Below are 15,209 nucleotides of genomic sequence, written 5' to 3'. Positions count from 1 at the left end.
CCCCAACATTAATACTGATTGACCTTGGGCTTTACCACAAATGGTTGTTCACTGCCGGAAGTGCCGGTAGTCTTCGTTTTTTCACGTCTCCTATGATCACGATCTTTGTGATATGACCGGTCACGGCGATAACCGTCCTTGCTGTACCCCTCATGATCATACCCATCACGGTCACGGCCTTCACGATCACGATCATCTTCGTCATAGCCATCCGAGCCATAACGATGGTCGTCATCATCAGCTAATACAGTTGTCACCCCCAAGGAAAACCCCTGGCCAAAGGATTCAATTTGAGGTGTAATTGATACCGTCAAGCCGACGGCGAGCACACTGATAAATGCGATAAGGCAGATATGATAGTGTTTTGACATGGCGATTCTCCTTTCTATGGATCATGTGTTTCAAGTGCGACAGGACGAGATGTCCAATCGCACTTGACTATTACTAAATCGACTAAATATTCATCTTTGATTTTCTTCTATAATTAACAGTACGACATCACCTGTTAATTGTTCGTATGTTTGTTAAACCGTTAGTTGACACTATACAAACCCCAACACTATCTTGGCGAGACTCAATAATTGCACCATCCTAAGCGCCCGCTCCTCTAAAAAACATAAGAGTCTATCGTAAATATTTCTCCAAAACTGCAAATCCAGCGCCTAAGGTCGGAGAGAGCCAATAGCCAGCCCCCATCGTTCACTGCTGGTCAATGACCACGATTTATTCTCGACCCCACCAATCGTTATCGCCTTCGAGGCCCCGGAAGTCGAATAACCATTAACAGTCTTATCCCAGTGCTCCACATACCCGGAAGGAGAAGATGAAGAGGCTTCATTGGTAGCTAAGGCATAGATGATATACCCTCCGGTATCAACAGTAACATTTCCGCCAAAAGATACTGTGCTGCTGCCAGATGCATTGGAATTGGTAAGAGAATTGGTTATGGGACTGGCCTGATTGACATACTGATAGCTGCCGCAATAAAGATCCGCCGCAGAGGTCGATTGAGTGGATGAAATTGATACTGACACAGAATTGCTGCTACGAGCGGCAATATCACTCTCCTTCAAATAGCCAAGCCAGACGTGTTGGCGATTTCCGCTGCCGCTTGTGCTGGTCAGAGTAGTAAAGTTTCTACCTCCATAATTTCCGCTAACCGAGAAAATTGAGGCTGACGAACTTAATTCCGCTGTAACGCTACACACCAACAAGCGATTGGTTCCGGAACTAGTGGTAAAGCTGCCACTCATTGATGAGGAGGTCCCAGTATCTAGAGACAGCCAGGAATTCAAGGCGGTGACCGCTGCAGCGTTATCATTATCAACTATAGTCAATATCGCGCTTGAATCACCTAGAGCAACACCGCCGGTGGGATTGGAGAGGGTGAGATTAATGGTTTCGGCAGATTCGAACAACGAATCATTGGTAATGGATACGGTAAAAGTTTTGTTCGCCGAATCGCCATTGGCCCATGACAAGGTGCCGGAGGCAGAGGTATAATCGCTACCTGCAGTGGCCGTGCCATTGGAGGTGGCATAATTAACACTCACTGCACCCGTTGAACCACCAGTCCGAGTCGCGGTGATGATCACCGTCCCGCCGTCCTCATTCACCGAATAGGCCGTAGCACTAAAATCGATAGTACCAGGGCTGCCTCCTCCTGCTGTAGGATTAAGCGAAGCAACAGCCAAGCCCCAACGGTCGGAAGAATTCAATGACCACGATCTATTTTCACTACCGGTTGACGTAATTCTTTTCGAAGCACCAGAGGTGGAGTAACTGTTTGCCGAGCGATCCCAGTGCTCCAAATATCCTGACGGAGGTGTGGATGAAGCGCCGTTAGCCGCCAAGGCATAGAAAATATAACCTCCATTCACCACAGAGACGTTGCCGCCAAAGGAAACTGTGGAGCTGCCGGAATTGTAGTTGGCACGCGATCCAGCAACAGGATTACTCTGCTCAACTCCCTCATAGCTACCGCAATAAAGGTCAGCGCCATTCGTCGATCTGTCGGCGCTAATCGATACCGAGACCGTGTCATTGCTGCGGGCCGCAATCTGACTCTCCTTGACATAGCCCAACCAGACATGCTGACGAGTGGACAGGCCTCCGGTGCTCTTGATCGTGGTAAAGTTTTGACCGCCGTAATTGCCGTTCACCGAGAAACTGGAAGTAACGTCACTTAACTCGGAGGTTACAGCACAAACTAAGAACCGGTCAGTACCGACGCTGGTAGCAAAAGTTCCACTCATCGATGAGGATGTCCCGGACTTGATCGCCGTTGATGGCCAAGCATTCAACACCCGAATGCCGTCATTATCGTTAATGGTCAACACGGCGGTATTGGGTGTACCTAAGACAGCACCGCCGGTGGCCGAGGTGATAGCCAGATTGATGGTCTCATTAGACTCATAAGCAGAATCATTAACAATGGGGATGGTAAAAGTCTTATCCGCCGTATCACCCTCAGTCCAGGAGAGGGTGCCGGAGGTCGTGGTATAATCACTCCCTGCTGTTGCCGTACCGCCGCTAGTGGTGGCATAGCTGACACCAACCGTACCGACCGACCCGTTTTGTCGGCCTACGGTGATGGTCGCCGAAGCACTCCCCTCACTCACTGAATAAGTGGCAGACTTAAAATACAGGGTACCAGGTGTCCCGGTAACACAATTCGTGGCCTCCCCGCCGGCAAAATTAAACCTGACAGCGAGATCAGCCACTTCGGCCATCGTCCCGCCAAGGGTATGAACACCGATCTCATCTTGGGGTTGAGTATTAAAATTGGTCGTCAAGAAATCTGCATCTGCAACAGACGATTTTAATCCACCGGAACAATCGGTACCGGAGAAGGCTGACTGCCATTTTACCACCGCGAATTTGGTGTAATCCCAATGGATCGTACCTTTAGGATACGTTACCGGATCACCGACAAAAGCTGAAATCAAATTCTCCCGTACCCCGGTGACAGTATTAAGCTGCTCCTGAACCCGCACCACAAGGGTTGCCCAACTGACCAGTTTGCCTGAACTAACCAGGCTTGTGGCAACAGTGCTGGCAAGTTGTTTGCCAATCACGGTTTGAGTGCCATTTGCTTGTTGTTTCCACAGCACGATAAAGGTCTTATTAGTATCAGATCCACAGAGCGCAGGCGTATCGGAACGATCATAACACCAAACATAGGAGAGTCCGTAAAAACTGTCGTTACTAAACGTGGTGTCTCCTTGAGTTTTTAGTCGGAATGAGATCCCGGCAGCGACATCGTCACTATTGTTACTATACAACTTAACTTTAGCCTGAATCTCGTAAGTAAGCATACCATTACCATAGGTCCAGACATCGGCCAGATCAGGCAGCGTACTATTGGGGTTGTTCCAATCAAGGCTCACTTGAGTACTGTCTTGTCCGGAAGTAACTCCACTATTGAGTGTCACCTTCTGATTGGCAGTATCTAGTGCCACGCTACCGCTTTTATTCCAATTATCGGAATTCAAAGTTGGGCCTGTGCCATCAAAGGGAATATTGATTCCTCCTTGATCCGGCACCTTAACAATATAACTGATTGTTCGTGAAATCGAAGCATCGGTGGGTATACCCTTGGCTGAAAAACTGAACTGGGCAAATCCGCCAGAGGTGGTATAGGAAAAAGACTGCAGAACAAACTGTCCGGCATCAGTTACCGTATAGGGTGATGCCGCAAGCTCTGTAAGCAAAGCATTACGGACAGTGGCATTAGAGGAATCAATACCGGTCAATCGCTTGACGGCATAATGTCCCCCTGATTCAGCGAGATAATAGGCCTTGGTATCGTTCATGGACCCAACTTGAGTTAGAGCCGAGGTCGAGACAAAGGAATAGATCGCCGTGCCAAGGCTTGCGGCAATAGTTACCGCAATGATAGTCATCATCAAGACCGCACCCTGCTGACACGATGCCATGTGACGCTGAACAGGGATGCTCAGCCATGTCCGAAGGTTTATTGCCACTTGTCGAATCGTCATCCTCTATCCTTTTAATGTCATATACCTTTAAAGAGAATTACAAATTACGCGGAGTGACCCTGGTGGTGAATGACAAGGGGGTATTGTCGGGACCATTCATCCCAATGGTAATCTGAATCATTCGACGAGATGATGCCCAGCTAGTCTCGGCAGTCCCGTTAAAGGTATCATAATAGGTATAGGTCAGGGCGCTTACCTTATCCACCAGAGTATCATTAGTTGTGCCATCATTTAAAGTAATCGTATCCCCTGCCTTGGTTACAGTATAGGTTTTGTTTATCCCGCCTTCATGAGTAGCGACAAAAGTAATCGACGTTGAAGTGGCCGCAGTAACCGATGATATCACCCTGAATTCGCGGGACAACCGAAGCATGGCCAATTGAGCTTTACCTGCAATGGCCGCCGAGTCACGGCTCACCATAAATCCTGTGATGATATTTGAGATTCCCAACCCTGCCCCCGCCGCCATTATCCCAACCAACACCATTACCGCAATAAGCTCGACAAAAGAAAAACCAGCCTGGTTTGCAATAGTAACAACTCTCTCTCTTTTAATGCCACCCAAGCAGGTCATAGGCTTACCATTCAACAAAAAGCTCTGTCAGTGTCATACCGGTATCAATATCACGAATAGACACCTTGAGAATGCCATCTCCAGACACCCCGTCCTCCTCGACATTGCCGGTGAATTTTATAAATTTATTCTCCACTACTTCATAGGTTCCATAACCGTTGCTTTGCTGACCGGTGCCGATAGTGGTTTTAATGAGTGCAATATCGTTAATGGAAGCAAAGTCCGCCCTGATATTCTCAATGACCTGATGCAGGGCCATGGTCTTTTGCAGACGAAAGATGGGTTGACTGCTGTCAGTCACAGATGTTCCCAGGGCGGAAGCAAGTATGGTGACAAGTATTGCCCCCACCACCAAGGCAATGATAACCTCAATCAGGGTAAAGCCTTGTTCTGAACTCTGACGCGATACGATCAATCTCATCATGGAATGAACCCGGTATTCCTGGTCACGGTAATCGTTTGACTGCTGCCACCCTTACTGACCGTGACGATAATAGTCGTTGTTCCTGGACTACCCCAGCGATTATCAAACATTACCGGATTTATTGTAGATGCAAAGGTCATACCTTGAGGGATGTCTCCTGGCAGTGTAGCGGTAACGTTATTAGCATCACGCAAGGTGTAGGTAGATCCGGAAAAATTGATTCCCCACGAGAGGTCTGAGTTCATAGCTGTGCTTTGAGCATATCGAAGATGATTCTTTACCGTTTCCGTAGCCCCTATGAGATCAGCTTGCGATGATGATTCACCTGAACGGCCAACAGCAATAGCAACCATGATTCCCATCAACAGGAGAACGGCAATGACCTCAATCAAGGTAAAACCTTGCTGAGTAAGATTGGCTGTTTGACGAGAATTGGAAAGTTTCATATATCGTTTCAAGAAAATGATAAAAAATGAGCTGGTTGCACAATTGGGTGTTTTCACCCTGAGTTGAAGTGTAGCGCAGTAAAAAAACTTATTTTTCACGAACAGATAGTTCCCTTAAGGGACTTGGAATTTCTTAAAATACCACATTCCTTTTGCCGTCATACCAGCATGCCCCTAGCTGGTATCCAGGAATTTAGCTGGATTCCGGCTGGAACCATGCCGGAATGACGGGATGCTTAAGCTGATAAATGGTATATTAGTATTTTCCAAGTCCCTAATAACTGGTTAATAAAGAGTATCCAAACTCACCATCAATAAAATGATAGCGGAAACGTCATAAACAATATAGCATTTTCATCAATCCATTCATTAATTCATAGGCACCCGCATTGTGCCCGACAATTAAAGATCAATTAAAGGTAACTGTCCAGCAACACCACATCTGCTTTGTCATAAGCCTGCTCACATAGACGGGCTATAGTTCGCAGGCTTATTTCGCGCATCTGTAGCGCTGCTGGATAGTTACAGTTCCCGGCATCTGCTTATTTTGCGGATTGAACTGGATAGTTACCAATTAAAAAGATAATCAGCGTTCTCCCCTCCAACAACTTGTTCTTTTTTTAAATTTACCCAGATATTAACTTGATATTCGGAAAAATTTCAGAGTATACTTTTTTATAATCAAATTCACCGGAAAGGGTATTATCCCCCCGGCGTTGACATTAATGCACCAATCACAAGGAGACACGACATGACATCTCAACCATCCCTTAAGCACTTAAACAATCAGAAAGGGTTTACCCTGATCGAAATTATCGCTGTCCTGGTCCTGCTTGGGATCCTGGCCGCTGTAGCCGTACCGAAGTATATGGACCTGACCACCACAGCGAGAGAGAAAGCAGCAATGGGCCAGATCGCTGAGGTCAAGGGACGGCTTTCTTCCGGCCTGAATGGATATATGCTGAAAAATAATGGGGCAAAACCAGCGGACGCTGCCACGTTAATAACATATGTCAACACTGTTACAGCTAATGCCTGCCCAACCACCGCTACAACAGAAGGTGATTTCGAGTTTTCATGCTCTAGCTCAGGGACTACAGTAACAATCACCGTTTCAAAAGTACAAACTGTGGCCATAACCGCAAACAACACAGGGACATATGCTTTCTGACATCCATGCTAACTGGTAGGGTGAATATTCTTTTTGTTACACACGAGGATAACGAAAATTCAACATCTAAGGTGTAATATACAATCGTGTGGGGAATATGCAGATGCTACTCCCTCTGCCAAACTTATCAATCAACACGGTTTCACCTTAATCGAAATAATCACGGTCTTGATCCTTCTCGGCATCCTAGCTGCGGTTGCTGTACCCAAATACCTTGATTTGAGTGACCATGCCAAGGACAAGGCTATTGATGCGGGCATCACCGAACTGAATGCCAGAGAAAACCACGCTTGGGGTAAAATCAAATTAAGCAGTCCAGGTTGGGTCAGTGACCCTGCCACCTATACCACAATTGACATTGACCTAGGTGCAGACTACACATGGAGTGTCCCCCCTACAATTACAGGAGGGACACTCCAATTCCAATCAGGAACAGGGGTGGCTCTTACCAGGACTCCATCATCTGCAACTTCACCAGGGAACTGGAAACGCACCTAATATCGTCCAGAACCCTTCCTGAATTTCCAGCTCTACAAGTATGTGTGCTCCAAAAAAACGAAAACCGAACGTAACTGCTCAGATTGTCGGTTTACGGTTGACAGTTGACGGTGACTGGGTCCTGCCAATGGATGAGGACACACTGACATTGAGTATCATACGATGATTTATGACTAATCATAATTCTTTTAACCGTAAACCGATAACTGATTACCGTTAACCTGTGTAGTTACAACCGAACTTACATTACGTTTAGCCCCTACAATCAACAATACTGGTGTAATATTCCGATGCGGCTTATACACTACTTCGATTAGGTTACGTATGAAAAGACTTCAGCGATTATTCCTGACTCTGCTCTTGATTCCGATAACGTCTCCAGCCATGGCAGAGACTGTTGATGGCACCATCTATATGCCCTCCATCTCCGCCTGGGCCTCTGGCACATCGTGGACATACTCCTCCGACAGTTATTTATGTTTAGGTGTTCAACCTTTTGCTGGCCAAGCTCAAGCACGCGCTATCTATTCCAGCAGAGACAACGCCTACACCTACTGGCTGATCAATAACGATGGCCTGTATTTATTAGGAGCATATTATTTTAATGTCCCAACCACTTCCGGTGGACAAGCAACAACATCTCTGACAACGACCTATTTGGGGACAAATAACTCTCCAGGGTTGCTCGTAATTCCTGCATCTGTCACGACAGGTACAACACTATTGCAATCAGGGACAGTGTCGTATAGTTGGGGAAATGGAAGTAAGGCAACCCTAAGTTACAACGACTCAGTTACCTTTACAGGGTTTGAATCAAAAACTGTCCCTTTTAGAGGAAAGGACACTACCTATAACGCGTTAAAACGACAAGAAACCATTCTCATTTCCGGTTTTATTGGTAATACTTATACCAACACCCTAGCCGATTCCACCCTCTACTATGCAAAAAATATTGGCAAAATTGCTGCCGACACCATCACAACTGTCAACGGAATAACTTCCTCATTTTCAGAGTACCTCACCGAAACTAACTTGGTCCCCCTGAGTTCAGATGCTACCTCTGGGACAACGACAACAAATGTCATTGACCTCGCCCTCGGCTGGAACCTCCTGGGGAATGGAACTGATCAGTCAATTACTGTTAACACATCAACATTCCCCACTGAGCAATTTGCCACGGTATGGAAATGGAACGCAGCAGATAATCAATGGGCTTTTTTTAACCCCAGCATGAGCGCTGAGGAATTATCACAGTATGCCGGGAATAAAGGGTATGCCGTACTCTCTGCTATCGGAAAGGGCCAAGGGTTCTGGGCCCATGCCATCACCAATACTACCATACCAACTCCGAGTGGCACTTCGGTGTCGGCCCTTTGGCTCGCCGAGCAATTCAACAGCGGGGATCTACCTGGTGGTTGGAATTTATTAGGAATTGGGCAGAACTTAACACCAAACGAATTCAACGCCGCCCTTTCTTTGACGCCACCCGGTCCCGGCACCATTCCAGATACCGGTACAGGCATTCCGCCCAACAATTTCATTTCCTTGTGGGTCTGGGATAATATCAACAACAAATGGCGATTCTACTCTCCCGCAATGGAGGCTGACCAAACCCTGGACCAATACATTTTAGACAAAGGCTACGAGGACTTCACAATCACAACGATAGATTCAACAACCGGCGCCGAGACTACCAACACCATGAAGTTAAGAAACGGTATTGGATTTTGGCTGAATCGTTAACTTGACTTTAATGATGTCTCTCTGCATTTATATTAATTTTCGTGGCTCTAAACTATTTCCAGCTTTTTTGTTGGCAACCGTACCACGGCTTTTTTTATCCTGTTCCCTTTGGCTCCGCTCAGGGAACGGTCCCGCGATAATCGTTCCCTTGAGCGGAGCCGAAGGGAACAGGATATTGAATATGAGTTCTTGTTCATTTCCTTCGGAAGAGTTCGCTGAAAATAGTTAAGAGCCACGTTAATTTTTACTAACTAACACTTGCGAGCTTTCTAATACCCATGAAACCTCAGTAACCGTTCACTGCTGATCGGCATTGTTGGTGAATGTAAAGCTTAAGAGTATTTGGCTATCAGCGCCAGCATAACTCGGCAAAATACCCTGCCTCCTATTCTCCCCCCTCATGAATTATTTTTCCCTACTCCATCTCCAGAAAGAACCATTCTCCAACTCACCGGACCCGGAGATGTTTTTTCAATCTGCTCAGCATCAAGGATGTCTGCAAAAACTCGAAATGGCTATCCACTTGAAGCGCGGGTTAAGCGTTGTGGTCGGCGACATCGGCACCGGCAAGAGTACCCTCTGCCGCCAGCTCATCCGTATCATTACTCAAAATAACGATCAAATAATTCCTTACCTCATCCTCGACCCTGAATTTACCACTCCGCTGGAGTTTTTACTGACCATCAGCAAAACATTCACGCTTGATTTCCAAGAAACCCAGCCAACAGAGTGGCAGTTAAAAGACACCATCAAAAAACATCTATTAACACAAGCGATTGAAAATCAAAAAATTCTGGCGCTGATCATTGATGAGGGGCAGAAGCTCCCTGGTTTTTGCGTTGAACTCCTTCGTGAATTCTTAAACTTCGAGACTAATCAGCACAAACTGCTGCAGATAGTCATCTTTGCCCAGGAAGAGTTTATTTCTATCTTACAGCAAAAGCCCAACTTCGCTGACCGAATCACTACCTACCAACATCTGAAGCCTTTGAGTTTCAAAGAGACCCGAGCCATGATTGATTTCAGGCTCGACAAGGCCCATACAGACCCTGGCCCACCACCAAGGCTGTTCAGTCTCCCTGCGATTGTGGCCATCTTCTGCCTGACCCGTGGCTATCCCCGCCGCATTGTCATGCTCTGCTCAAAGATTATCATCACAATTCTGGTGAGCCGTGACCACAGGGCCGGACTTATCCATGTATTTCGGGCAGCAAAAGAGACTTCCATGTCGTACCCGCGTGGGAGAACAATAAATTGGCGTCAGGTATTGACCGCAACCGGTGTAATCACCATTATCGCCGCTGCCGTAATCGCAACCGTAAACCGTAATACTGTCACAATAATCAACCGACCTATACCTCTGCCTTTTCATGCCAAGATCGAGACACCAACATCCATAGAAGTTCCAGCAACCACGGTCCCTGTTACGGCAGAAGAAACTGTTATGGTGAAAAAACCAGCGCCTCCCCCACCGCTACCACTTTCGCCCAGCACTAAGCGCACCAATCAACAGGCGTCCATCTTGGGCAGCCTGGAAATCGAGAGAGGAGTTAGCTTAAGCAAGATGATCGCCAGGGTTTATGGCCGATATTCCCCGATAAAACTGCCACTGGTATTAGCGGCTAACCCACAGATTACTGATCCCGATCAACTTCCCGCCCAAACCGAGATCCATTTCCCAGTCTTGGCCAAGAGCGAATTCCCGTCAATTCGCCCCGATCAGGTGTATCTGGAACTGTCACAGACCACGCGTCTATCTGAAGCATACGCCATTGTCAAGGACTATCCGGAAACAGCCCCTCAGCTGTTAATCATCCCGACCCCAACCACGGAGATGACCTTCCTCTTTCATGTGATTATGGAAGAATCGTTCAACAATGATCAGTCTGCGCTGGCAAAGACAGAAACCCTACCCCGCCAATGGCGAAGCATGGTGAAAACTATAAGCGGCAATAAACTCATCCGTTAACACTGTTCAACGTGGCTCTGGACATTTTCAGCCATTTTGTTGGCAAGGCCCCTTACCAAAGGCTCTTTTTTTACCCTGTTCCCTTCGGCTCCGCTTAGAGAACGGTCCCGCGCGATAATCGTTGCCTGAGCGGAGCCGAAGGGAGTCGATCCTTGGCTACGAATCCACCTTGAAAAATCGCAAGCGCAGGGCATTTGACACCACCGACACAGAGCTTAATGCCATGGCCCCACCGGCAATCATCGGATTCAAAGTCGGTCCTCCAAACAGAGTGAGCAGTCCTGCTGCCACCGGAATACCGACCACATTATAGGCCAAGGCCCAGAATAGATTCTGCCTGATATTACGCATGGTAGCGCGGCTTAAGCGAAGCGCCGTGATCACTCCCCGCAGATCTCCTTTCATCAACACAATATCACCAGACTCAATTGCCACATCAACCCCAGTCCCCATAGCAATACCGACATCCGCAACCGCCATGGCCGGGGCATCATTAATGCCATCCCCTACCATGGCAACTGGAACCCCCTGCCCCTGCAATTCCTTGATCCGCGCAGCCTTATCCTCAGGCATAACTTGGGCTATCACCTCATCAATTCCAGCTTGAGCAGCAATCGCCTTCGCAGTTGCCTGATGATCACCCGTCAGCATCACCACCCGCAATCCCATGGCTTTAAGGGTCTCCACAGTCTGTCGAGTCTCCTCTTTGATTTGATCAGCAACTCCGAACACCGCGACCAACTTCTCATCCAGGGCAATATAGAGAGGGGTGCAACCCATACCAGCTAAACTCGACGCCTGGGTGAGCGCCTCTTCAACGACCCCTGTAACACTCTGTTTTTCCATTAACGAGAGATTGCCGATCAATAATGTATGACCATCAACCACTGCCGTAATTCCACGACCAGGGATCGCAGTGGACAATTCAACCGGGCGTAAGGGAATCCCCTGCTCCCGGGCTCGATTAACAATGGCTTGCGCCAACGGATGCTCAGAGGTGCTTTCCACACTGGCGACGAGTCCGAGCAACTCCTTCTCTGCCAAGGAAATGCCTGATTGCATGTGGATGGCAGTTAAGGCAGGATGGCCATAGGTCAAGGTGCCGGTCTTATCAAAGACCACCACCCGAACTCGCTGAGCCATCTCCAAAGCGCCGCCGCTCCTGATCAAGACCCCAAGCTGCGCCCCTCGCCCCGTCTCCACCATAATCGAGGTTGGAGTCGCCAGTCCCATAGCGCAAGGACAGGCAATTACCAATACTGCCACAAAGATGCGAAGCGCAAAAGTGAACTCCGCATCTCCAATAAAATACCAGGACAAGCCAGAGACTAGGGCGACAGCCATCACCGCCGGCACAAAATACAGGCTGATCCGATCTGCCATATTGGCAATCGGTGCCTTTGAACCCTGGGCCTCCTGAACCATAGAAATGATTCGCGAGAGCACAGTATCCTTACCAATTTTTTCCGTCCGGATATGAAGCGCTCCGTTTTTGTTCAAGGTTGCCCCGACGACTTTATCACCTGATTTTTTTGACACCGGAATACTCTCCCCGGTAAGCATTGACTCATCTACCATTGAGGTCCCATCAATAATAATTCCATCGACAGGAATCCGCTCCCCCGGCCTGATCAGCAACATATCCCCAACCTCGACCTCCTCAACCATAACCTGAACTTGTTCCTCGCCCCGGAGTAATGTCGTCTGGTCCGGCACTAACTGCAGCAGCTGGTGAATAGCGTCTGAGGTACGTGCCTTGGCTCGACTCTCTAGATATTTTCCAAGGGACACTAGAGCAATCAACACCCCGGCAGACTCAAAGTAGAGGTCCATCACTCTGGCCATAGCCTCAATACCAAGCCCAATTTCAATAACATTCCAGAGGCTGTAAATAAAAGCCGCGCCAGTGCCAACCGCAATCAACGAATCCATATTCGGTACCCCGCGCATAAGAGCAGGGAATCCAATCAAATAAAAATTACGACCTGACCACATGATCGGTAGCACCAGAACCAGCTGCACTAAGGCAAAATTCAACGGTTGGACATGGGGTGCAACTACAGCGGGCAGCGGCACACCCATCATCTCACCCATGGAGATTAAAAGCAGGACTCCAGCCAAAACCAATGACGGGATAAGTGCCTTCCACATAGTGGACAATTTTCCTTCAGTCTCTTTCCGTCTTTGAGCTGCCAGATTCTCCTGGCCGGAAATGATGGATGTTGTGTAACCCAGTCCATGAATCTCATCTCGTATCTGACGCTGACTTGCCATTCCTCTCTTAAAGATCACTATAGCCATCTCAGTAGCGAGATTGACGTCAGCCTTAACAACACCAGGCACCGCACGGACTATTTTTTCAATCCGGGCCGAGCAGGAGGCACAAGTCATTCCCCCAATTCTTAAGTCGAGTCGAATATCATCGGAAGTGAAAATAAGCTCAAATCCGAGATCTTTGATCCGGCCCGCGATTATTTCAAGATCAACCAGTGCAGGATCAAAGCGAAATCGCAGCGCTTCATCAGCCAGATTAACTACAGGCCCATGGACACCCTCCATGCCACCAAGCACCTTTTCAATGCGGGCAGAACACGCTGCGCAATGCATCCCCCGAACCCCCGCTCTCACTTCCTGATATTTTTCTGCTACCATTATGAATTCCTCCACTCAAAATCAAACTCTTTAACTTGTAGCACACTTGATTATGGCAAAATACACTTGCAAAGGAAAGGATTCAAAGTAAATTGTGATCAAACTCAATCATGATTGGTAACTGCTCAGGTTGTCGGTTTACGGTTGACAGTTGACGGTGATTGGGTCCTGCCATGGCTAAGAACACACTGACATTGAGTATCATGCGATGATTTATGACTAACCATAATTCTTTTAACCGTAAACCGATAACTGATTACCGTTAACCTGTGTAGTTACCATGATTGTTTCATTTCCTAATTCCCCCACACCCATAAGAGGAGAGAACTGTGCCAATCATCAAAATTAACGGCATGAGCTGCGGCCACTGCTCTGCATCTGTCACTAAAGCATTAAACGACATCGACGGCTTGACCGATATTTCTGTTAATCTGGAAAAAAAAGAGGCTCGCTACACCGAGACAAAACCTGTCGCCCTTGACACCATCAAAGAGGCAATCACCAAAATAGGCTTCGAGGTGGTCTGAGATTCAATGAAAAGTTATAGAAAAGAACTTTATTTTGAAATCCCGACCAGAAGAGCCTTCATCAACATCACCCCTTCCGTTCGACAATGTCTTACCGAAAGCGGAATCAGCGAGGGTTTGGCTCTCATCAACGCCATGCACATAACCGCATCGGTCTTCATCAATGATGATGAATCGGGACTCCACTATGATTATGAACGGTGGCTCGAGCAGCTTGCCCCCCATGAGCCGGTATCTCAGTATCGGCATAATGGGTATGAGGACAATGCCGACGCCCATCTCAAACGCCAAATCATGGGTAGAGAAGTGGTGGTGGCGATTACCCGTGGCGACCTGGATTTCGGCCCGTGGGAACAGATTTTTTATGGTGAGTTTGACGGAGGGAGAAAAAAGAGGGCGCTGATTAAAATTATTGGCGAGTAAATTGTGCCCATTCAATTAGCATAGCGCTAGGCATAACCTGACGATCCGACCTAACGCTAATTCTAACACTGAGCCTCTGCATTGACCCAGATAAAACACTCCAGCATAAATCGTTGATGTTCGGTCAAATTGCCGAACTTCAGGCTGCAACGCCGAACTATCATGGCGTTGCCATGACCACAAGGAATAATATGATCAGCAACTACTTCTGCTGAGACATTGGCAATAATGGAATCATGGTTGCCGAAGACCATAAACCCACCACCAGAACTATCGGGCCATGGTGTATCAGATACATATTGGAAAGAAAACCCTCCTTTACTGATATCAACTAACTCACCCTTCTCAGGCCAGTTGTGATTTACGACAAATGCCGAGTGACCGATTATGCCATAACGCTTATGTTTTCTCCGATCATCATAAGTACGCATGATAGTTCCTCTCGTAAGGATTTCAACTTGGCAACGACCAGACTGTTACGATACGTTGTCTCACTTTTGGCAAAACTATCATTTATAGGCATCTTCTTATCATTTATCCATCAAGGGTCTTTCTTCTTACCTTGCAATAAACATACTCAGTATAATTATTACGGTATATTTTCTTATAACAACAATTTCAGTGAGTTAAAAGAAAAAACATACCACAACGCATTACCTATAATTACTAAATAGCAAAATAAACGTCAACCTGGTTTTTTAACCCCTGAAAAAGTGGTGAAAAAGCCCACAATTGGTCACTACTCGCATGTCAAACAGTAGCTCTCGTTATCACCTGATAC

General features: G+C 47.3%; 12 protein-coding genes and 1 pseudogene. 6 read left to right on the top strand and 7 right to left on the bottom strand.

All coding sequences use genetic code 11. The features are described 5' to 3' along the window. Positions 1-8: 8 nt before the first annotated feature. The 5 genes from FP815_11330 to FP815_11310 form a co-directional block, all read right to left on the bottom strand. Positions 9-371 (bottom strand): hypothetical protein, encoded by a 363-nt coding sequence (locus FP815_11330; GenBank protein ID MBA3015524.1) that lies wholly within the window; start codon positions 369-371, stop codon positions 9-11. Positions 372-662: 291 nt separating this feature from the next. Beyond that, positions 663-4,001 carry a hypothetical protein gene (locus tag FP815_11325; GenBank protein ID MBA3015523.1) on the bottom strand — a complete coding sequence of 1,113 codons (3,339 nt, stop codon included), beginning with the start codon at positions 3,999-4,001 and terminating at the stop codon, positions 663-665. A 37-nt stretch (positions 4,002-4,038) separates the two neighbouring features. After that, entirely contained in the window at positions 4,039-4,590 is a 552-nt protein-coding gene (locus FP815_11320; protein ID MBA3015522.1) for a prepilin-type N-terminal cleavage/methylation domain-containing protein, read from the bottom strand. After that, the gene (locus FP815_11315; protein ID MBA3015521.1) at positions 4,580-4,996 is read right to left on the bottom strand and encodes a type II secretion system protein; all 417 of its coding nucleotides are present in this window, start codon (positions 4,994-4,996) and stop codon (positions 4,580-4,582) included. The genes FP815_11320 and FP815_11315 overlap by 11 nt, the downstream gene beginning before the upstream one ends. Beyond that, positions 4,996-5,445, bottom strand: a complete 450-nt coding sequence (locus tag FP815_11310; GenBank protein MBA3015520.1) for a prepilin-type N-terminal cleavage/methylation domain-containing protein — start codon at positions 5,443-5,445, stop codon at positions 4,996-4,998. Before FP815_11310 ends, FP815_11315 begins: the two co-directional genes overlap by 1 nt. Positions 5,446-6,196: 751 nt before the next feature. Between FP815_11310 and FP815_11305 the strand changes: the two genes are divergently transcribed. The 4 genes and pseudogenes from FP815_11305 (at position 6,197) to FP815_11290 (ending at position 10,826) form a co-directional block, all read left to right on the top strand. Beyond that, the gene (locus FP815_11305; protein MBA3015519.1) at positions 6,197-6,616 is read left to right on the top strand and encodes a prepilin-type N-terminal cleavage/methylation domain-containing protein; all 420 of its coding nucleotides are present in this window, start codon (positions 6,197-6,199) and stop codon (positions 6,614-6,616) included. A 126-nt stretch (positions 6,617-6,742) separates the two neighbouring features. Next, positions 6,743-6,862: pseudogene (locus FP815_11300) on the top strand (prepilin-type N-terminal cleavage/methylation domain-containing protein). Positions 6,863-7,438: 576 nt separating this feature from the next. Then, positions 7,439-8,857, top strand: a complete 1,419-nt coding sequence (locus FP815_11295) for a hypothetical protein (protein MBA3015518.1) — start codon at positions 7,439-7,441, stop codon at positions 8,855-8,857. A gap of 400 nt (positions 8,858-9,257) precedes the next feature. Beyond that, positions 9,258-10,826: an AAA family ATPase gene (locus tag FP815_11290; protein ID MBA3015517.1), complete on the top strand. Its 1,569-nt coding sequence runs from the start codon at positions 9,258-9,260 to the stop codon at positions 10,824-10,826. A gap of 156 nt (positions 10,827-10,982) precedes the next feature. On the opposite strand, the gene FP815_11285 is transcribed toward FP815_11290, so the two are convergent. After that, the gene (locus FP815_11285) at positions 10,983-13,433 is read right to left on the bottom strand and encodes a copper-translocating P-type ATPase (protein MBA3015516.1); all 2,451 of its coding nucleotides are present in this window, start codon (positions 13,431-13,433) and stop codon (positions 10,983-10,985) included. Between the two features lie 374 nt (positions 13,434-13,807). Here FP815_11285 and FP815_11280 point away from each other — a divergent pair, with 374 nt between their 5' ends. Both FP815_11280 and FP815_11275 read left to right on the top strand, forming a co-directional pair. After that, a complete protein-coding gene (locus FP815_11280; GenBank protein MBA3015515.1) occupies positions 13,808-14,005 on the top strand; it encodes a heavy-metal-associated domain-containing protein in 198 nt (65 codons plus the stop codon). Positions 14,006-14,011: 6 nt separating this feature from the next. After that, complete coding sequence (locus FP815_11275; GenBank protein ID MBA3015514.1) at positions 14,012-14,428, top strand: YjbQ family protein; 417 nt, start codon at positions 14,012-14,014, stop codon at positions 14,426-14,428. 62 nt (positions 14,429-14,490) lie between these two features. Here FP815_11275 and FP815_11270 read toward each other — a convergent pair whose 3' ends face one another. Continuing rightward, entirely contained in the window at positions 14,491-14,859 is a 369-nt protein-coding gene (locus FP815_11270) for a PilZ domain-containing protein (GenBank protein MBA3015513.1), read from the bottom strand. Positions 14,860-15,209: the final 350 nt, after the last annotated feature.

It is taken from the genome of Desulfobulbaceae bacterium (assembly GCA_013792005.1).
GTDB lineage: Bacteria > Desulfobacterota > Desulfobulbia > Desulfobulbales > VMSU01 > VMSU01.
This window is presented reverse-complemented; position numbering and strand designations above follow the sequence as displayed.